This window comes from Streptomyces sp. LARHCF249 (genome assembly GCF_052871255.1).
The window spans coordinates 151,295-170,514 of the sequence record NZ_JBIXJQ010000006.1 but is presented as its reverse complement, the minus strand read 5'-3'; the positions used below and the strand labels follow the sequence as shown (position 1 = coordinate 170,514).

Sequence of the window (19,220 nt, the reverse complement as noted above, 5' to 3'; positions counted from 1 at the left end):
CGACACGACGGAACGGCCGGTCCCCGGGGTGGGGGACCGGCCGTTCCGCGTGTGGTGCGGGGTGCCGGGGACTACTTGGCGCCCTCGGGCTTCGGCTCCGGCTCCGCCTCGGCCTCGGCGGCCTCGGCCGCCTCAGCCTCCGGCTCGTCCTCCGGCTCCGGCTCCGGCTCCGGTGCCTTCACCGACTCCAGCAGCAGCTGCGCCACGTCCACGACCTGCACGGACTCCTTGGCCTTGCCCTCGTTCTTCTTGCCGTTGACCGAGTCGGTCAGCATGACGAGGCAGAAGGGGCAGGCGGTGGAGACGATGTCGGGGTTGAGGGACAGCGCCTCGTCGACACGCTCGTTGTTGATGCGCTTGCCGATCCGCTCCTCCATCCACATCCGCGCGCCACCGGCGCCACAGCAGAAGCCCCGCTCCTTGTGGCGGTGCATCTCCTGCTGGCGCAGGCCCGGCACGGCCGACATGATCTCGCGCGGCGGCGTGTAGACCTTGTTGTGCCGGCCCAGGTAGCACGGGTCGTGGTACGTGATCAGGCCGTCCACCGGCGTGACCGGCGTCAGCCGGCCCTCGTCGATCAGGTGCTGGAGCAGCTGCGTGTGGTGGATGACCTCGTACTCGCCGCCCAGCTGCGGGTACTCGTTCGCGATGGTGTTGAAGCAGTGCGGGCAGGTCGACACGATCCGCTTCGCCGACTTCGGCTTCTTCGTCTCCGGGTCGTCGTCGTCCTCGCCGAACGCCATGTTCAGCATGGCCACGTTCTCCTGGCCCAGCTGCTGGAACAGCGGCTCGTTGCCCAGGCGGCGCGGCGAGTCACCGGTGCACTTCTCGTCGCCGCCCATGATCGCGAACTTGACGCCCGCGATGTTCAGCAGCTCCGCGAAGGCCTTGGTGGTCTTCTTGGCCCGGTCCTCCAGGGCGCCGGCGCAGCCGACCCAGTAGAGGTAGTCGAACTCGGAGAGGTCCTCCGCGTCCTTCCCGATGATCGGGACCTCGAAGTCGACCTCCTTCGTCCACTCGACGCGCTGCTTCTTGGCCAGGCCCCAGGGGTTGCCCTTCTTCTCCAGGTTCTTGAGCATCGTGCCGGCCTCCGAGGGGAAGGCGGACTCGATCATCACCTGGTAGCGGCGCATGTCGACGATGTGGTCGATGTGCTCGATGTCGACCGGGCACTGCTCCACGCACGCACCGCAGGTCGTGCAGGACCACAGCACGTCCGGGTCGATGACGCCGTTCTCCTCGGCCGTGCCGATCAGCGGGCGCTCGGCCTCGGCGATGGCGGCGGCCGGGACGTCCTTGAGCTGCTCCGCCGTCGCCTTCTCGTTGCCCTCCATGTCCTTGCCGCCGCCGGCGAGCAGGTACGGGGCCTTGGCGTGCGCGTGGTCGCGCAGCGACATGATCAGGAGCTTCGGGGACAGCGGCTTGCCGGTGTTCCAGGCCGGGCACTGCGACTGGCAGCGACCGCACTCCGTGCACGTGGAGAAGTCGAGGATGCCCTTCCAGGAGAACTGCTCGACCTGGGAGACGCCGAAGACGTCGTCCTCGCCCGGGTCCTCGAAGTCGATCTCCTTGCCGCCGCTCGTCATCGGCTGCAGGGCGCCGAGCGCGGTCGCGCCGTCGGCGTTCCGCTTGAACCAGATGTTCGGGAAGCCGAGGAAGCGGTGCCAGGCGACACCCATGTTGGTGTTGAGCGAGACGACGATCATCCAGATCAGCGAGGTGCCGATCTTGATCATCGCGGTGAAGTAGATGGCGTTCTGCAGCGTGCCGAGGGACATCCCCTTGAAGGCCAGCACCAGCGGGTACGAGGCGAAGTACGCCGCGTCGTAGGACTCCACGTGGTGGATCGCGCCCTCGAGGCCGCGCAGGGCCAGGATCGCCAGGCCGATGGTGAGGATGACGTACTCGACGAAGTACGCCTGCCAGGCCTTCGAGCCGGTGAAGCGCGACTTGCGGCCCGCCCGGGAGGGGAGGCTGAGCAGTCGGATGACGATGAGGACGAGGATGCCCACGACCGTCATCAGGCCGATGAACTCGATGTACATCTCGAACGGCAGGAACCCGCCGATGACCGGCAGCGTCCAGTCGGCCTGGAACAGCTGGCCGTACGCCTGCGCCAGGGTCGGCGGCAGCGTCAGGAAGCCGACCGCGACGAACCAGTGCGCGAAGCCGACGATGCCCCAGCGGTTCATGCGGCTGTGCCCGAGGAACTCCCGGACGAGGGTGAGGGTTCGGGCCTTCGGGTCGTCCGTCCGGCTGCCCGCCGGGACGGGCTGGCCGAGCTTCACGAACCGGTAGATCTGCGCCACGGCTCGGGCGAGCAGCGCAACGCCGACCACGGTCAGGACCAGCGACACGATGATCGCGGCGAGTTGCATGGGAAGGCTCCTCGGGCGGCACTTACTAAGCGGTAACTTATCCAGTCAAGGCCTGAGGTTACCCATTCCCGACGCCGCAATGTAGCCGAGCGTGCGGTGATCTGTGTCGCTCAGGCTTGCCTATGACGGTAGGCCGCCCGCGGGGTCTGCGCCAGGATCGCCAGGTCCATCCCCAGCCAGTGGTTCTCCACATAATGCCGGTCGAGCAGCGCCATCTCCTCCCAGGGGAGGTCCGAGCGCGCGCTCACCTGCCACAAGCCGGTCATTCCGGGCCGTACGAGGAGCCGGTCGGGGCGGTCCGTACGGGGTCCCGGGCGCGGCCCGACCAGCGACATCTCGCCGCGGAGCACGTTGAGCAGCTGGGGCGCCGAATCCAGGGCGCAGCGCTCCAGGGCGGCGCCGGGGCGGCCCGCGTCCTCCGTGCGCAGCCGCCAGGTCCGGAAGGGCCGCCCGGCCAGGCCCGCGGCGGGCTCCCGTACGAAGGCCCGGCCGCCCTGGGTCACGTACAGCAGCCCGGCGGCGAGGGCCAGCGGCGGAGTGAACAGGGCCAGCAGGATCACCGCTCCGACGAGGTCGACCACCCTCTTCGCCGGCGGGGCGGGGGGTACGCGTACCCGTAGCCGGGGGGTCGCGAGTGTCAGCGGCATGCCAGTACCGTGCCGGACGCCCGGCGCCGGGCCGGTGTGGCGCGCGGCGCGGTCCCCGGCCTCGAACCCGTTCGGCGGGGGTTGCGTGTAAGCGGGGCCTAAAGGTTGAGCCGACCAGGCTCAGCTCTGTTGACGTCGGCGCAGCGGTACGGCATCCTTGAGCCTGTTGCACTCAAGTCAGCTGGAGGAATTGAAATGGCACGTGCGGTCGGCATCGACCTGGGCACCACTAACTCCGTCGTCAGCGTTCTGGAAGGCGGCGAGCCCACCGTCATCACCAACGCCGAGGGCGCCAGGACCACGCCGTCCGTCGTCGCCTTCGCCAAGAACGGCGAGGTCCTCGTCGGCGAGGTGGCCAAGCGCCAGGCGGTCACGAACGTGGACCGGACCATCCGCTCCGTCAAGCGCCACATGGGCACTGACTGGAAGATCAACCTGGATGGCAAGGACTTCAACCCGCAGCAGATGAGCGCCTTCATCCTGCAGAAGCTGAAGCGCGACGCCGAGGCGTACCTGGGCGAGAAGGTCACGGACGCGGTCATCACCGTCCCGGCCTACTTCAACGACTCCGAGCGCCAGGCGACGAAGGAGGCCGGCGAGATCGCGGGCCTGAACGTCCTGCGCATCGTCAACGAGCCGACGGCCGCCGCCCTGGCCTACGGCCTCGACAAGGACGACCAGACCATTCTCGTCTTCGACCTCGGCGGCGGCACCTTCGACGTGTCGCTCCTCGAGATCGGCGACGGTGTCGTCGAGGTCAAGGCCACCAACGGTGACAACCACCTCGGTGGCGACGACTGGGACCAGCGCGTCGTCGACTACCTCGTGAAGCAGTTCCAGAACGGCCACGGCGTCGACCTGTCCAAGGACAAGATGGCGCTGCAGCGCCTGCGCGAGGCCGCCGAGAAGGCGAAGATCGAGCTGTCCTCCTCCACGGAGACCTCGATCAACCTGCCCTACATCACGGCTTCCGCCGAGGGCCCGCTGCACCTGGACGAGAAGCTCACGCGCTCGCAGTTCCAGCAGCTCACCGCGGACCTGCTCGACCGCTGCAAGACCCCGTTCCACAACGTCATCAAGGACGCCGGCATCCAGCTGTCCGAGATCGACCACGTGGTCCTGGTCGGCGGCTCCACCCGCATGCCGGCCGTCGCCGAGCTCGTCAAGGAGCTCACCGGCGGTCAGGACGCCAACAAGGGCGTCAACCCGGACGAGGTCGTCGCCATCGGCGCCACCCTCCAGGCCGGTGTGCTCAAGGGTGAGGTCAAGGACGTCCTGCTCCTCGACGTGACCCCGCTGTCCCTCGGCATCGAGACCAAGGGCGGCATCATGACCAAGCTCATCGAGCGCAACACGACCATCCCGACCAAGCGGTCGGAGATCTTCACGACGGCCGAGGACAACCAGCCGTCCGTGCAGATCCAGGTCTACCAGGGTGAGCGCGAGATCGCGGCGTACAACAAGAAGCTCGGCATGTTCGAGCTGACCGGCCTGCCGCCGGCCCCGCGCGGTGTCCCGCAGATCGAGGTCTCCTTCGACATCGACGCGAACGGCATCATGCACGTCACGGCCAAGGACCTCGGCACGGGCAAGGAGCAGAAGATGACCGTCACCGGCGGCTCCTCGCTCGGCAAGGACGAGGTCGACCGCATGCGCCAGGAGGCCGAGCAGTACGCGGAGGAGGACCTGCGCCGCAAGGAGGCGGCCGAGTCCCGCAACCAGGGCGAGCAGCTCGTCTACCAGACGGAGAAGTTCGTCAAGGACAACGAGGACAAGGTCCCGGCCGACGTCAAGACCGAGGTCGAGGCCGCCGTCACCGAGCTGAAGGAAAAGCTCAAGGGCGAGGACACCGCCGAGATCCGCACCGCGACCGAGAAGCTCGCCGCGGTCAGCCAGAAGCTCGGCCAGGCGATCTACGCCGACGCCCAGGCCGCTCAGGGCGCCGCCGGCGGCGCTGCCGGTGACGCGGGCCAGGCCAAGGCGGACGACGACGTCGTCGACGCCGAGATCGTCGACGACGAGAAGCCGAAGGGTGGCGCTGCCTGATGTCGGAGGAGACCCCGGGTTTCGACGAGAAGCCCGAAGTCCCCGTCGACGGCACGCCCGACGAGCCGAAGGCCGCCGACTCCGCCTCGGAGGAGGCGGCGGCCCCGGCCGGGGACGCAGCAGCTCAAGCCATCGGCCAGGAGACAGCGCTGCTCGCGCAGCTGGACCAGGCCCGGACGGCGCTCGGTGAGCGCACCACGGACCTCCAGCGGCTGCAGGCCGAGTACCAGAACTACCGCCGCCGGGTGGAGCGGGACCGGATCGCCGTCAAGGAGATCGCGGTCGCGTCCCTCCTGACGGAACTCCTCCCGACCCTGGACGACATCGGCCGGGCGCGGGAGCATGGCGAGCTGGTCGGCGGCTTCAAGTCGGTGGCCGAATCGCTGGAGACCGCCGCGGCCAAGATGGGCCTTCAGCAGTTCGGCAAGGAGGGCGAGCCCTTCGACCCGACGATCCACGAGGCCCTGATGCACTCGTACGCGCCGGACGTCACCGAGACGACCTGCGTGGCGATCCTGCAGCCGGGGTACCGGATCGGCGAGCGCACGATCCGTCCCGCGCGGGTCGCGGTGGCCGAGCCCCAGCCGGGCGCGGCCCCCAAGTCCGAGTCGTCGGAAGGCGACGCGTCGTCCGACAAGGACGCGGATGCAGCCGACAACGGCTGAGGTTGAACACGTAGAGGTACGAGAGGAGGGACACCGGGGATGAGCACGAAGGACTTCGTGGAGAAGGACTACTACAAGGTCCTCGGTGTCCCGAAGGACGCCACCGAGGCCGAGATCAAGAAGGCGTACCGGAAGCTCGCGCGCGAGTTCCACCCGGACGCCAACAAGGGCGACGCCTCGGCCGAGGAGCGCTTCAAGGAGATCTCCGAGGCGAACGACATCCTCGGCGACGCCAAGAGGCGCAAGGAGTACGACGAGGCGCGCGCCCTGTTCGGCAACGGAGGCTTCCGCCCCGGGCCGGGCGGGGCCGGCGGCTCGTTCAACTTCGACCTCGGCGACCTCTTCGGCGGACAGCAGCCGGGCGGCGCGGGCGGCGGCTTCGGCGGCGGCCTGGGCGACGTCTTCGGCGGCCTGTTCAACCGCGGCGCCGGCCCGGGTGCGGGAACCCGCACCCAGCCGCGCCGCGGCCAGGACATCGAGTCGGAGGTCACCCTCTCCTTCACGGAGGCGGTGGACGGGGCCACGGTCCCGCTCCGGATGTCCTCGCAGGCCCCCTGCAAGGCCTGTTCGGGCACCGGCGACAAGAACGGCACGCCCCGCGTGTGCCCGACCTGCGTCGGCACCGGCCAGGTCTCCCGGGGCAGCGGCGGCGGCTTCTCGCTGACCGACCCCTGCGCGGACTGCAAGGGCCGCGGCCTGATCGCGGAGACCCCCTGCGAGGTCTGCAAGGGCAGCGGGCGTGCCCGCAGCTCGCGCACCATGCAGGTCCGGATCCCGGCGGGCGTCTCCGACGGCCAGCGGATCCGGCTGCGCGGCAAGGGCGCGCCGGGCGAGCGCGGCGGTCCCGGCGGCGACCTGTACGTCGTCGTGCACGTCGACTCCCACCCGGTGTTCGGCCGCAAGGACGACAACCTGACGGTGACCGTCCCGGTGACGTTCGCCGAGGCGGCACTGGGCGCCGACATCAAGGTCCCGACCCTGAACGGCCCCTCGGTGACGCTGAAGCTGCCGCCGGGCACCCCCAACGGCCGCACCATGCGGGCCCGCGGCAAGGGAGCGGTCCGCAAGGACGGCACCCGCGGCGACCTGCTGGTGACGGTGGAGGTCGCGGTCCCGACCGAGCTGTCGGACAAGGCCCGCGAGGCGCTGGAGATGTACCGCGAGGCGACGGAGTCGCAGGACCCGCGCTCCGCGCTGTTCGAGTCCGCGAAGGGAGCATGACCATGGACGGCCGCCGACGACAGTCCTCCCGCCTGGGCGGGGGCTACCAGCTCACCGATGAGACCCCGGTCTACGTGATCTCGGTGGCCGCCCAGCTCTCGGGCCTGCATCCGCAGACCCTCCGCCAGTACGACCGTCTCGGCCTGGTCTCCCCGGACCGTACGGCCGGCCGCGGCCGGCGCTACTCGGCCCGTGACATCGAGCTGCTCCGCACGGTGCAGGCGCTGTCCCAGGACGAGGGCATCAACCTGGCGGGCATCAAGCGGATCATCGAGCTGGAGAACCAGGTCGCCGCGCTCCAGCAGCGCGTGGCCGAGCTCTCGGCGGCGGTGGACGGCGCGGCGGCCACGCTCCGGGCCCGCGAGGCCCAGGTGCACGCCTCCTACCGGCGCGACCTGGTCCCGTACCAGCCCCCGCAGCCCGGCAACGCCCTGGTCGTCTGGCGTCCGGCGCCGAAGCGCCCGATGGACTGACGGTTTTCGGCCACGGCCGGCATGCGTGGAAGGCCCCTGCCCGGGAACGGGCGGGGGCCTTCCGTTTGTGTGGGCGGGGGGCCGGGGCAGGGCCGGTCAGGGCTGGTGCCGGTGCTCCGGGGTGTCGAGGATGCCCGACTGGGCGATGAGGAACCCGAGTTGGGCGCGGCTGCCACTGCCGAGGTAGGCGGCCAGCTTGGCGATGTGGGCCCGGCAGGTGCGTACGTTCATCCCCAGGCGGCGTGCGATGGCCTCGTCCACGTGTCCCTCGACGAGGAGCTGGGCGATGGTGCGCTGTACGCCGGAAACGCCGTCCGGGGCGTGGGTGTACGTCACCTCCTCGCTCAACGGCACGGCGCGGCGCCACAGTTGCTCGAAGACCTTGATGAGGTAGTCGACCAGGCCGGGGTGCCGCAGTTCCAGTGCCACCTTCCTGTCGTCGCTCGCGGGGATGAAGGCCACGGTGCGATCGAAGATCATCAGGCGCTCGATGAGCTCTTCGAGTGTGCGGATCTCCGCCTTCCCTGTGGAGATCCGGTCCACGTAGGCGAGCGTGCCCTGGCTGTGCCGTACCGTGTGCTGGTAGAGCGTGCGGATGCTCACCCCCCGGTTGAGCAGCGGCGCAGCGCGCTCCAAGGCCTCGGTGAGGATGAAGCTGGGCCGGGCTCCGCCCGGTTGGACGGTCAAGGCCTCCGTGTGGCACTCGGCAGTGGCCAGGTCGAGCGCCGCGTTGATCTGCTCGAAGCCTTCCAGCACCGTGATGGCGTGGGTGGTTGCGGGGCTCTGGGCGCTGATGGTGAGGAACGGCTCGAAAGCGTCGGCGAGATCTACGGCGCTCCGCCTCCGGTCCCGGATCTCACGTTCGAGCGGATGGAGCCGCTGCGTGAGTGCGACGGACGGGGGAACCGCGCGGAGCTGGTTCGCGTCGTCGGGGTCAGGCCTCAGTAGAGCGAATTCGAGCAGGCAGGGGGCGTTCTCCACCTCACTGCGGGATACGCGGCCGGTGCTCAGCGCGGCTGCGTAGAGTCGCGTCCCCTCGGGGCACATGGCTGTGACCGCGTGGGGATGTGTCGGGTTTGTACTGCTCTTGGGCAAATCTCCACCCCCCAGGGTCCTGAACATGTAAGAACATGATGCATCGTCCCTGTGGCACTGACGTGCCTGAATGAGCCATCGTCAGTCACGCGGGGGAGAGGATTCCATCAAGTGAGGACGAAGCCGACCATGTATAAGAGAATGCTTCGCTCGGTGCTTGCCGTTGTTTTCTCCGTCGTTGCGGTCTATGGGGCAGTTGTCGCCTTCAACGGGGGCGCGGGAAGCGTTCAGGCCGACACAGGTACCAGTACGAGCGCGCCCGTCGAAACGGTAGGCAAGACCGATCTCGGCTGGAACACGGCTCCCGCTGATCTCGGCTGGGACACCGTACCGGCGCAGGTCTCCTGATGACCCCCGACGATCGCGGCTTCCGTCGCGAAATGGCCTCCGCATACCGCTCGGGATGGCAGTTCATCGATCTGGCCACTGCCATCCCCTATCCCGGCGACTCCCTGGTCGTCACCCTGTTCGGGCAGCCGATCGTGGTCGTACGCGAAGAGGACGAAGACGTCCGGGCCTACCGCTGCCTGCGCCGCCCCCGCGGCGCGCCGCAGCCCGTCCGCTGCGAGGTGCGCTACGGAATGGTCTTCGTCAACCTCGACCAGCGCGACCACCAGCTCTTCGAACCCGATATCACCACCGCCACCCCCCGCAGTGCCTGAAGCGATTCCCCCGTCGTTGCAGATCGCTCAGGTGCTACCCCCACACAACGGCGCCATCGTGGACCTGACCACGATGGCGCCGTTGTGATGTCCGGGGCTGTGGGCCGGCTGTCGGGCCGGGCTGTCGGGCCGGGTCCGGGTCAGGCCCGGCCCATCGCCCGGTCCAGTGCGATCTCCATGACCACCCGGTCGGGATTGGGCGAGGGCGTCCGCCCGTAGCGCTCCGCGTAGCGCGCCACCGCGTCGGCGACCGACGCCTCGTCCGTACGGATCACCGCGCGCCCCTCGAGGGTGGCCCAGCGGCGTCCTTCCATCTGGCAGACCGCGACCCGGGCCGCGCCCGGCTGCGCCGCCAGGATGTTGCGGACCTTCTTGCTGTGCTTGTTGCTGATCACCCGGGCCAGGCCGGCCTCCGGGTCGTACGTCACGCCCACCGGGACCACGTGGGGGGTCCCGTCGGGCCGCGGCGTGGTCAGCGTGCAGACGTGCCGCTCCCGCCAGAAGGCGAGGTACTCGGGCGTCGGGTTGAGTACGTCATGGGACATGGCCGAAGGGTACGGGGCGTACGGGGCTGGGCCGGACGGGGGTACCGCGAGCTGCCTTGAGTGGAATAGACTCAACTTTGCATAGGTTGTTTATGTCATAGTTCTGTCCCCCAGAGAGGAGCAAGTCACCCGTGGATGCCGAGCTGACCAACAAGAGCCGGGACGCGCTGAACGCGGCCACCAGCCGGGCCGTCAAGGACGGCCACGCCGACCTGACCCCCGCGCACCTGCTGCTGGCGCTCCTCGCCGGCGAGGACAACGAGAACCTGACCGACCTCCTCGCGGCCTCCGACGCCGACCAGGCCGCCGTCCGGGGCGGCGCGGAGCGGCTGCTCGCCGCCCTGCCCAGCGTCACCGGGTCCACGGTCGCGCCCCCGCAGCCCACCCGCGAGCTGCTCGCCGTACTCGCCGAGGCCGACGCCCAGGCGGGCAAGCTCGGCGACGACTACCTCTCCACCGAACACCTGCTCATCGCCATCGCCGCCACGGGCGGCGCGGCCGGTGAGGTCCTTTCCACCCAGGGCGCGAGCGCGAAGAAGCTGCTGGACGCCTTCCAGAACGCACGAGGAGGGCGGCGGGTGACCACCCCCGACCCCGAGGGTCAGTACAAGGCGCTGGAGAAGTTCGGCACCGACTTCACCGCGGCCGCCCGCGAGGGCAAGCTCGACCCGGTCATCGGCCGGGACCACGAGATCCGCCGCGTCGTGCAGGTGCTCTCGCGCCGTACGAAGAACAACCCGGTGCTCATCGGCGAGCCCGGCGTCGGCAAGACGGCCGTCGTCGAGGGCCTGGCCCAGCGCATCGTCAAGGGCGACGTCCCGGAGTCCCTGAAGAACAAGCGGCTCGTCTCCCTCGACCTGGGCGCCATGGTCGCCGGCGCCAAGTACCGCGGTGAGTTCGAGGAGCGGCTGAAGACCGTCCTGGCCGAGATCAAGTCCAGCGACGGCCAGATCATCACCTTCATCGACGAGCTGCACACGGTCGTCGGCGCGGGCGCCGGCGGGGACTCGGCGATGGACGCGGGCAACATGCTCAAGCCCATGCTGGCCCGCGGCGAGCTGCGGATGGTCGGCGCGACCACCCTGGACGAGTACCGCGAGCGCATCGAGAAGGACCCCGCGCTCGAGCGGCGCTTCCAGCAGGTGCTCGTCGCCGAGCCCTCCGTCGAGGACACCATCGCGATCCTGCGCGGCCTCAAGGGCCGCTACGAGGCCCACCACAAGGTCCAGATCAACGACAGCGCCCTGGTCGCCGCGGCCACCCTCTCCGACCGGTACATCACCTCCCGCTTCCTGCCCGACAAGGCCATCGACCTCGTCGACGAGGCCGCGTCCCGGCTGCGCATGGAGATCGACTCCTCCCCCCTGGAGATCGACGAGCTCCAGCGCTCGGTGGACCGGCTGCGGATGGAGGAGCTGGCGCTGAAGAACGAGTCCGACCCGGCCTCGCTCGAACGCCTCGACAAGATCCGCAAGGACCTCGCCGACAAGGAGGAGGAGCTGCGCGGGCTGACCGCCCGATGGGAGAAGGAGAAGCAGTCCCTCAACCGCGTCGGTGAGCTCAAGGAGCGCCTGGACGACCTGCGCGGCCAGGCCGAGCGCGCCCAGCGCGACGGTGACTTCGACACCGCATCCAAGCTGCTCTACGGGGAGATCCCGACCGTCGAGCGGGAGCTGGCGGAGGCCACCGAGGCCGAGGAGGAGGCCTCCAAGACCGGTGCCGCGAAGGACAGCATGGTCCGGGACGAGGTCGGTCCCGACGACATCGCCGACGTGGTGGGCGCCTGGACCGGCATCCCGGCCGGCCGCCTCCTCGAAGGCGAGACGCAGAAGCTGCTCCGCATGGAGGACGAGCTGGGCCGCCGCCTGATCGGCCAGGGCGAGGCCGTACGGGCCGTCTCCGACGCGGTGCGCCGCACCCGGGCCGGCATCGCCGACCCGGACCGGCCGACCGGCTCCTTCCTCTTCCTGGGCCCGACGGGCGTCGGCAAGACGGAGCTGGCCAAGGCGCTGGCCGACTTCCTCTTCGACGACGAGCGGGCCATGATCCGCATCGACATGTCGGAGTACGGCGAGAAGCACTCCGTGGCCCGGCTCGTCGGCGCCCCGCCCGGCTACGTGGGCTACGAGGAGGGCGGCCAGCTCACCGAGGCCGTCCGCCGCCGCCCGTACTCCGTCGTCCTCCTGGACGAGGTGGAGAAGGCCCACCCCGAGGTCTTCGACATCCTGCTCCAGGTCCTCGACGACGGCCGCCTCACGGACGGCCAGGGCCGCACGGTCGACTTCCGCAACACGATCCTGGTCCTCACCTCGAACCTGGGCAGCCAGTTCCTGATGGACCCGGCGACGCCCCCGGAGCAGAAGAAGCAGCAGGTCCTGGACGTGGTGCGGTCCACCTTCAAGCCGGAGTTCCTCAACCGCCTCGACGACCTGGTGGTCTTCTCCGCCCTGTCCGGGGACGAGCTGGCCCACATCGCGGAGCTCCAGATCGGCCGCCTCGCCAAGCGGCTGGCCGACCGGCGCCTGACCCTGGAGGTCACCCCGGAGGCCCTGGCCTGGCTGGCGGACAAGGGCAACGACCCCGCGTACGGCGCCCGGCCCCTGCGCCGCCTGATCCAGACCGCGATCGGCGACCGCCTCGCGAAGGAGATCCTCTCCGGCGAGGTCAGGGACGGGGACACCGTCCGCGTCGACGTGGCGGGCGAAGACCTGCTGGTCGGCAAGGCGCTGTAACCCGGCGGACGCTCTCGTGCCGTGACCGCGCTAGCGGGCCGGGGCCGAGGCCTGCAGGTCCACGAGGTCGATCCCGCCCTCGAGGTGCCTCACGCCGTACCTCACGCGTTCCGCGAGGCCGGCTCCGTCCTTGCCGTGGAGGACGATGCCGCAATCGACCAGGTCGGAGCGGCCGCAGGGCTTCTGGGGCTCGGCTCCCGGGTAGGTGGCGGCGAGCCAGGCCCCGGCATCGCCGCGTTCCATCCGGAACGTGGCGATGACCGTCGTGTGCGAGCTCGTCGGGGCGTTGAGGCAGCTCGCGTCCTGCGCCCCGGCGGGCAGCCGGGCACGGGCGAAGGCCAGGGCTCCGTCGCACGTGATCGGAGTCTTCGGCGTATCGTCGACGGAGACGTCCCAGTAGGACTCGGGCCGCTCGTCGCCGTACGGATCACCGAAGAAGAACGCCGCCAGCAGCCACAGCGTGCCCGCGACCGGTGTCAGGGCCAGCACCCCCACCACGCCGGCCAGGGCCGCCAGCGCCCATACCGCTCCCTTTGCCTGAGTCCGTCTCCGCACGGTTCCCCCTCTGCCGGCGCACCCCCTGTCCGCCCGGAGCGGATCGTAGGCCGTCGGGCTGGACACGGGGTGGGCGGGATGGGGGAGGATGCAGGTATCCGCACGAAGGGAAGTACACGGTGAGCATCGACCCGGCCTCGATTCCGAACTTCGGAGGGCAGCAGCCCGATCCGCAGGCCACAGGACCGGCGGGCCCCGTCGTCCCCGACCAGGATCTGGTCAAGCAGCTGCTGGAGCAGATGGAGCTCAAGTACGTCGTCGACGACGAGGGTGACCTCGCGGCGCCGTGGGAGGAGTTCCGCACGTACTTCATGTTCCGCGGCGAGGACGAGCAGCAGGTCTTCTCGGTGCGGACCTTCTACGACCGTCCGCACAAGATCGAAGAGAAGCCCCAGCTTCTCGAGTCGATCGACGACTGGAACCGCCGCACCCTGTGGCCGAAGGTCTACAGCCACACCCACGACGACGGCTCGGTCCGTCTGATCGGTGAGGCGCAGATGCTGATCGGCACCGGCGTGAGCCTGGAGCACTTCGTGTCCTCCACGGTCAGCTGGGTCCGCGCCTCCATCGAGTTCGACAAGTGGCTCGTCGAGCAGCTCGGCCTGGAGAAGGAGATCGACTCCACCGAGGGCGACGACGAGGGCGACAACAACGGCTAGGACCAGGTCCTAGAGCGGTACGCGGGCCACGAGCAGCAGGTACAGCCCGTAGCCGTAGCTGAGCCCGGCCAGCGCCGCGGTCACCATGACCGCGGTGCGCGGCCGGGCTCTCGCCATGGCGGCCGCCACCGGCAGCAGCAGGGGGAAGGCCGGGAGCAGGAACCGCGGCTTCGACTCGAAGAACCCGGCCCCGCCGTACGCGATCAGCAGCAGTATCGCCGTGTAGGCGAGCAGCGGCAGCGGGGTGCGGTCCAGCACCAGCAGCATCGCGAGCAGCCCGGCCGCGGCCAGCAGGACCACGGTCACGGTGGTGGCCAGCGGCACGTGCCCGCCGGTCAGCACCCGCTCCGCGGAGCGCAGCGCCCCGGCCCCGAAGTCGAAGCGCGAGCCCCAGCGGCGCTGCACGGCGAAGTACCCGCCGAGGGGATCGCGCACCCGCATCCCCACGGCCACGACGTACGCCGCCCAGCCCGCCGGGGCCAGCAGCCCGGCCACCCACACCTCGGGCGCGCGGGACCGGCGGGTGGCGATCGCGTACAGGGCCATCGCCGAGACGGCGGCGGCGACCGCGAGCCCGGTCGGCCGGGTCAGACCGGCGAGCACGGCCAGGCCGGCCGCCCACAGCCAGCGCTCGCGCAGCAGGGCGTAGAGCGCCCAGGCGGCGAGCGCGGCCAGCAGCGCCTCGGTGTAGGCCAGGCTCAGCACCACGGCGTGCGGCAGCGCCGCCCACAGTCCCACGAGCAGCAGCCCGGCGCGCGGCCCGATCACCCAGGCGCCGATCCGGTAGACGCCGACGGCGGCCACCGCGGCGCAGAGCCAGGCGACGAGGATCCCGGCCGGGACCAGCCCGCCGGGCAGCACGGAGCCGACCAGCCTGATCAGCGCCGGGTAGAGCGGGAAGAAGGCGTAGTCGCTCTGGATGGAGCCGGTGCCGGTGGTGGCGTTGGGCCACATCTGGGTGCGCCCGTAGCCGTTGGCGGCGATCCCGAGGTACCAGACGGAGTCCCAGGACCTGCCGAGGACCCGGAGCGGGTCCTTCCCCGCCCACCAGGAGCCGAGGGTGAGGACCAGTACCCCGGCGCCGCGTACGGCGGCGAACACCCCGAGCGCGATGACCGTCGCCGGCGCGGCCGCCCGCACCGCCTTGACGGCGCGCATCTCCAGGGGCGACGCGGACACCGAGACTCTGCCCGTTGCCATGTATCCCGACTTTCCTGCTCTTCGTGAGTACGCTCATCCGATGATGAGAGCTACGGGCACGTTCCAGGCCGTCAGCTTCACATCGGCCTCGCACACCCCGCAAGCACACCTGGTAAACGACCGGACCCCGAACGTGCCCTAAAGGCGGCGCAGGCGGGACACCGCCTCTTGGAGTACTTCCGTCCGCTTGCAGTAGGCCCAGCGGACCTGGGTGGCGCCGGCCGACTTGTCGTCGTAGAAGACCTGGTTCGGGATGGCGACCACCCCGCAGCGCTCGGGCAGGGCGCGGCAGAAGGCCAGGCCGTCCTTCTCGCCGAGCGGGGTGATGTCCGTGGTGATGAAGTACGTGCCCTGCGGGCGGTAGACCTCGAAGCCGGCCGCCGCGAGGCCGTCGGCGAGGAGGTCGCGCTTGGCGGCCAGGTCCGCGCGGAAGCCCTCGTAGTAGGCGTCGGGCAGGGCGAGGGCCTCGGCGATCGCGTACTGGAAGGGGCCGGAGGAGACGTAGGTGAGGAACTGCTTCGCCGAGCGGACCGCCGTCACCAGCTCCGGGGGCGCCGTGACCCAGCCGACCTTCCAGCCCGTGAAGGAGAAGGTCTTCCCCGCCGAGGAGATGGTGACCGTGCGCTCGCGCATGCCCGGGAACCCGGCCAGCGGGATGTGCGCGCCCTCGAAGACCAGGTGCTCGTAGACCTCGTCCGTGACGACCAGGAGGTCGCGCTCCACGGCGAGGGCGGCGACGGCGGCCAGCTCCTCGCGGGTCAGGACCGTGCCCGTCGGGTTGTGCGGGGTGTTCAGCAGGAGCAGGCGGGTGCGCGGGGTGACGGCGGCGCGCAGTTCGTCCAGGTCGAGGGCGAAGCTCCCGGAGTGCGGGCGCAGGGTGACGGGCACGCGGACGGCGCCGGCCATCGCGATGCAGGCCGCGTACGAGTCGTAGTACGGCTCCAGGGCGATGACCTCGTCGCCCGGCTCGAGCAGGGCCAGCAGCGAGGCGGCGATGGCCTCGGTGGCACCGGCCGTGACCAGGACCTCGGTGTCGGGGTCGTAGGCCAGGCCGTAGAAGCGCTGCTGGTGCGCGGCGACCGCGGTGCGCAGTTCGGGGACGCCGGGGCCCGGCGGGTACTGGTTGCCGAGGCCCGTGAGGACCGCGCGGGAGGCCGCCTCGGCGATGCCGGCGGGGCCGTCGGTGTCGGGGAAGCCCTGGCCCAGGTTGATCGACCCGGTGCGGGCGGCCAGCGCCGACATCTCCGCGAAGATCGTGGTGCCGAAAGCCGCCAGACGGCGGTTGAGGAAGGGGCGGTCGCTGCTCACGGGTGCGCTCATGGGCGCCATCCTGGGGGGAACCTCTGGACTTGCTCAAGTGTGCTTTGGGCCGCGTGGCCTGCGGGCATCCCCCCTTCACACGGGACGCGGGGATCCCGTCCCCCGGGAAGACCGGGGCGTGAGAGAGGGGGCGGGCATCGTGTTCGTCTTCATTGTGATCGGGCTTCTCATCGTCGGTTTCGTCGTGGCCATGGCAGTCCGTTCGGCCGGTTCCGGCGGCGGCGGTGGCGGCAAGAGCAGCAGCTGGTGGGCCGGCGGAAGCGGTTCCTCGTCGGGTTCGTGTTCGAGCGGATCGTCCTCGTCCTGCGGCGGATCTTCGTCCTCCTGCGGCGGTGGCGGGGGATGCGGTTCCAGCTGACACGGGGCAGCTGGCACCGCATGGACGAGGGCGCCCGGCGGGCGGATTTCCGCCGGGCGCCCTCTCCTTCGCGCATGCATCGCGACGCGCGGGGCACATGTCGTTGAACACGTGAACTGTGGAGCCCCCGGGGGGATGTAAACCCCGTCAAGTTGGGTAAAAACGCTGTGAGTGCCGTGCCTTTCATGATTCCCTCGGTTGAGTAGACCAGTCCTCGGACCTCCCTGGACTTCCTGTGGACCCGTGCCGGTGTCCCCCCACCCGTTGACTACCGCTGGCGGGCCCCGGCCCATCTCCCTCGCGCGTTTGCGGAGCCGACTCATGCTCACGACCCTCCAGACCACCTACACCGACACGCGTGCCGCCGATCTCGCCTGGGCCCTGGGTCGGGACCGGCTGCCCGCCCTGGCCGTACTGAACCTCGAACTGTCGGGTGCGAAGGTGGAGTTGCGCCTGCTCGGGGCCTCTCATCAGGTGCTCCTGGAAGAGGGCGAGGTGCTCTGCTCGGAGACGGTCGCCTGCATGCCCGGCAGCAGTACGCCGCTGCCGCTCGGCGTGGCCAAGCGGGTGGGCGACTGGGAGTACGAGTTCGCCGCCCGGGTCGAGACCCTGTCGCGCGGCTCCTTCGCGGGGCGGGCGCAGGAGCTGCTCGCACTGGTGGCCGACCACCCGAACGGACTGGCGGGCACCTTCCCGGGCAGTCCGCACGCCTTCACCGCCATGCTGGCCCAGCACTACGAGGGCCAGGTGCGCTGGCGGACCTGGCACGCGTACCCGCAGGAGGGCCAACTGGTGGCCACCAGGACCCGGGTCGGCGCCCGCGCGGGCTCCGCGGCCGTGGCCACCCTGGAGTCGCACGCCGTGCTGTAGGAGTGCGGCCGGGGCCTGCCGGCCGCCGGGGCGCGGGCATTGCTGCGCGGTTACGCCAACTGGCCGGACCAGTACCCCACTTGCACCCATGTGGGTGACCGGATGCGAGTGGGCGGTGACGTACGGTTCGCTGCATGATCGACCGTTCCGTCCCGCGCCGGGTGCTCCCGGCTCCGGAGCCGCGGGGCGCGGGGCGCGTCCCGGCCGCCCTGCCCGTACGGCCCCGGACCGGCCGACTCCTCGTGCTGGCCACCGTGTTCGTCTGCGCCGCCTGCGGGCTCGTATACGAACTGGAGCTGCTTGCCCTCGGCTCCTACCTCATCGGCGATTCCGTCACCCAGGCGTCGGTCGTGCTGTCCGTCATGGTCTTCGCCATGGGCGTCGGCTCCCTGCTCGCCAAACGGCTGCGGCACCGCCCGGCCTTCGGCTTCGCCGCCATCGAAGCCGGGCTCGCGCTGCTCGGCGGGCTCTCCGCCATAGCGCTGTACGCGAGCTTCGCCTGGCTGGGTGAATCCCGGCCGGCCCTCGTCGCCTTCTCCTTCGCCATCGGTGTCCTCATCGGCGCGGAGATCCCGCTCCTGATGGCCCTCATCCAGCGCATCCGCAGACAGGACGCGGGCGGGGCCGTCGCCGACCTGTTCGCCGCCGACTACGTGGGCGCGCTGGTCGGCGGCCTCGCCTTCCCCTTCCTGCTGCTGCCGGTGCTCGGCCAGCTCACCGGCGCCATGCTCACCGGCACCGTCAACGCGGTCGTCGGCGGCGGGCTCGTGCTCTGGCTGTTCCGCCGCGACCTGAGCCGGCGCGCCCGCTGGACGCTGGTCGCCGCCAACGTGACCGTGCTGTCCGTGCTCGCCTGCGCGACCGTCCTCGCCGACGACTTCGAGCGGGTCGCCCGCGGCGCCGTCTACGGCGGGGAGGTGCGCGTCGCCGTCCAGACCGGGGTGCAGGAACTGGTGCTCACGGGGCCCGCGACCGGCTCCCCGCGCTCCCTGGACCTGTACCTCGACGGGCGGCTGCGGGTCAGCGGCTACGACGAGTACCGCTACCACGAGGCGCTCGTCCACCCCGCCATGACCGGCCCGCACACCCGCGTCCTGGTCCTCGGCGGCGGTGACGGGCTCGCCGCCCGCGAGGTGCTGCGCTACCCCGACGTCGCCTCCGTCACCGTCGTCGAACTCGACCCCGGCGTGGTCCGGCTCGCCCGCACCGACCCGATGCTCTCCGCGCTCAACGCCGGCGTGTACGGGGACCCGCGGCTCGCGGTCGTCACGCAGGACGCGTTCCGCTGGCTGCGCGGAGCGGCCGCCCGGGACCGGTTCGACGTGATCGTCTCCGACCTCCCCGACCCGGGCATCACGCCCAGCACGAAGCTGTACTCGCAGGAGTTCTACGGGCTGGCCGCGCGGGCCCTGCGTCCCGGGGGCCGGCTCGCCGTGCACGCCGGACCGCTGGCCACGCGCCCGCGCACGTACTGGACCGTCGAGTCCACCCTGCGCGCGGCCGGTCTGCGGACCTCCCCCTACAGCGCGGGCGGCCGCCTCTCGGGCTTCGCCGCCGGACCCGACCGCACCCCCCTCGGCGGCAGCGGCGCGCCCCCGCAGGACTGGGGCTTCGTACTGGCCTCCCGCGAGCACGCACCCCCGCTGCTGGTGGACCGCTACACGCCGGGGCTGCGCTCGCTGTCGACCGGCTCGCTCCAGGACGCGGCGCGCGACGCCGAGCGCACCCGGATGCGGGGACTTCCGCCGTCGACCCTCCCGCACCCGCGGTATTCGTGACCCGGTGCGGTTGTCG

Annotated in this window: 17 protein-coding genes; 10 read left to right on the top strand and 7 right to left on the bottom strand. The window is 70.7% G+C overall.

What is annotated here, in order from left to right; all coding sequences use genetic code 11:
- Positions 1-71 precede the first annotated feature (71 nt).
- Positions 72-2,378, bottom strand: a complete 2,307-nt coding sequence (locus ACIPUC_RS18715; RefSeq protein ID WP_446590656.1) for a (Fe-S)-binding protein — start codon at positions 2,376-2,378, stop codon at positions 72-74.
- 110 nt (positions 2,379-2,488) lie between these two features.
- Positions 2,489-3,025, bottom strand: a complete 537-nt coding sequence (locus tag ACIPUC_RS18710; protein WP_446590655.1) for a sugar transferase — start codon at positions 3,023-3,025, stop codon at positions 2,489-2,491.
- 195 nt (positions 3,026-3,220) lie between these two features.
- On the opposite strand from ACIPUC_RS18710, the gene dnaK reads away from it, so the two are divergent.
- From dnaK to ACIPUC_RS18690, 4 genes are read left to right on the top strand one after another with little or no spacing between them, the layout of a single operon-like run.
- A complete protein-coding gene (gene dnaK / locus ACIPUC_RS18705) occupies positions 3,221-5,071 on the top strand; it encodes a molecular chaperone DnaK (protein WP_446590654.1) in 1,851 nt (616 codons plus the stop codon).
- Complete coding sequence (gene grpE, locus ACIPUC_RS18700; RefSeq protein WP_446590653.1) at positions 5,071-5,736, top strand: nucleotide exchange factor GrpE; 666 nt, start codon at positions 5,071-5,073, stop codon at positions 5,734-5,736. The genes dnaK and grpE overlap by 1 nt, the downstream gene beginning before the upstream one ends.
- Positions 5,737-5,775: 39 nt before the next feature.
- On the top strand, positions 5,776-6,957 hold the full coding sequence (gene dnaJ, locus ACIPUC_RS18695) for a molecular chaperone DnaJ (RefSeq protein ID WP_446590652.1): 1,182 nt from the start codon (positions 5,776-5,778) through the stop codon (positions 6,955-6,957).
- A 2-nt stretch (positions 6,958-6,959) separates the two neighbouring features.
- Positions 6,960-7,430 carry a heat shock protein transcriptional repressor HspR gene (locus tag ACIPUC_RS18690; RefSeq protein ID WP_384580355.1) on the top strand — a complete coding sequence of 157 codons (471 nt, stop codon included), beginning with the start codon at positions 6,960-6,962 and terminating at the stop codon, positions 7,428-7,430.
- Positions 7,431-7,526: 96 nt separating this feature from the next.
- On the opposite strand, the gene ACIPUC_RS18685 is transcribed toward ACIPUC_RS18690, so the two are convergent.
- Positions 7,527-8,552, bottom strand: coding sequence for a helix-turn-helix transcriptional regulator (locus tag ACIPUC_RS18685; RefSeq protein WP_446590651.1), 1,026 nt, complete (start codon positions 8,550-8,552; stop codon positions 7,527-7,529).
- 84 nt (positions 8,553-8,636) lie between these two features.
- On the opposite strand from ACIPUC_RS18685, the gene ACIPUC_RS18680 reads away from it, so the two are divergent.
- Complete coding sequence (locus ACIPUC_RS18680) at positions 8,637-8,873, top strand: hypothetical protein (RefSeq protein ID WP_446590650.1); 237 nt, start codon at positions 8,637-8,639, stop codon at positions 8,871-8,873.
- Positions 8,873-9,187, top strand: a complete 315-nt coding sequence (locus ACIPUC_RS18675; RefSeq protein ID WP_362598434.1) for a (2Fe-2S)-binding protein — start codon at positions 8,873-8,875, stop codon at positions 9,185-9,187. The genes ACIPUC_RS18680 and ACIPUC_RS18675 overlap by 1 nt, the downstream gene beginning before the upstream one ends.
- Before the next feature lie 140 nt (positions 9,188-9,327).
- On the opposite strand, the gene ACIPUC_RS18670 is transcribed toward ACIPUC_RS18675, so the two are convergent.
- Positions 9,328-9,732, bottom strand: a complete 405-nt coding sequence (locus ACIPUC_RS18670; RefSeq protein WP_446590649.1) for a pyridoxamine 5'-phosphate oxidase family protein — start codon at positions 9,730-9,732, stop codon at positions 9,328-9,330.
- Positions 9,733-9,863: 131 nt separating this feature from the next.
- On the opposite strand from ACIPUC_RS18670, the gene clpB reads away from it, so the two are divergent.
- Positions 9,864-12,464: an ATP-dependent chaperone ClpB gene (clpB, locus tag ACIPUC_RS18665; RefSeq protein WP_446590648.1), complete on the top strand. Its 2,601-nt coding sequence runs from the start codon at positions 9,864-9,866 to the stop codon at positions 12,462-12,464.
- A 30-nt stretch (positions 12,465-12,494) separates the two neighbouring features.
- Here clpB and ACIPUC_RS18660 read toward each other — a convergent pair whose 3' ends face one another.
- Positions 12,495-13,019 (bottom strand): hypothetical protein, encoded by a 525-nt coding sequence (locus tag ACIPUC_RS18660; protein WP_446590646.1) that lies wholly within the window; start codon positions 13,017-13,019, stop codon positions 12,495-12,497.
- 119 nt (positions 13,020-13,138) lie between these two features.
- On the opposite strand from ACIPUC_RS18660, the gene ACIPUC_RS18655 reads away from it, so the two are divergent.
- Positions 13,139-13,678: a YbjN domain-containing protein gene (locus ACIPUC_RS18655; protein WP_446590644.1), complete on the top strand. Its 540-nt coding sequence runs from the start codon at positions 13,139-13,141 to the stop codon at positions 13,676-13,678.
- Positions 13,679-13,687: 9 nt separating this feature from the next.
- Here ACIPUC_RS18655 and ACIPUC_RS18650 read toward each other — a convergent pair whose 3' ends face one another.
- Positions 13,688-14,878, bottom strand: coding sequence for a hypothetical protein (locus ACIPUC_RS18650; RefSeq protein ID WP_446590643.1), 1,191 nt, complete (start codon positions 14,876-14,878; stop codon positions 13,688-13,690).
- A gap of 138 nt (positions 14,879-15,016) precedes the next feature.
- The gene (locus ACIPUC_RS18645) at positions 15,017-16,207 is read right to left on the bottom strand and encodes a pyridoxal phosphate-dependent aminotransferase (protein WP_446590642.1); all 1,191 of its coding nucleotides are present in this window, start codon (positions 16,205-16,207) and stop codon (positions 15,017-15,019) included.
- 670 nt (positions 16,208-16,877) lie between these two features.
- Here ACIPUC_RS18645 and ACIPUC_RS18640 point away from each other — a divergent pair.
- Positions 16,878-17,426, top strand: coding sequence for a DUF2617 family protein (locus ACIPUC_RS18640; protein ID WP_446590641.1), 549 nt, complete (start codon positions 16,878-16,880; stop codon positions 17,424-17,426).
- 134 nt (positions 17,427-17,560) lie between these two features.
- A complete protein-coding gene (locus ACIPUC_RS18635; protein WP_446590640.1) occupies positions 17,561-19,204 on the top strand; it encodes a polyamine aminopropyltransferase in 1,644 nt (547 codons plus the stop codon).
- Positions 19,205-19,220: the final 16 nt, after the last annotated feature.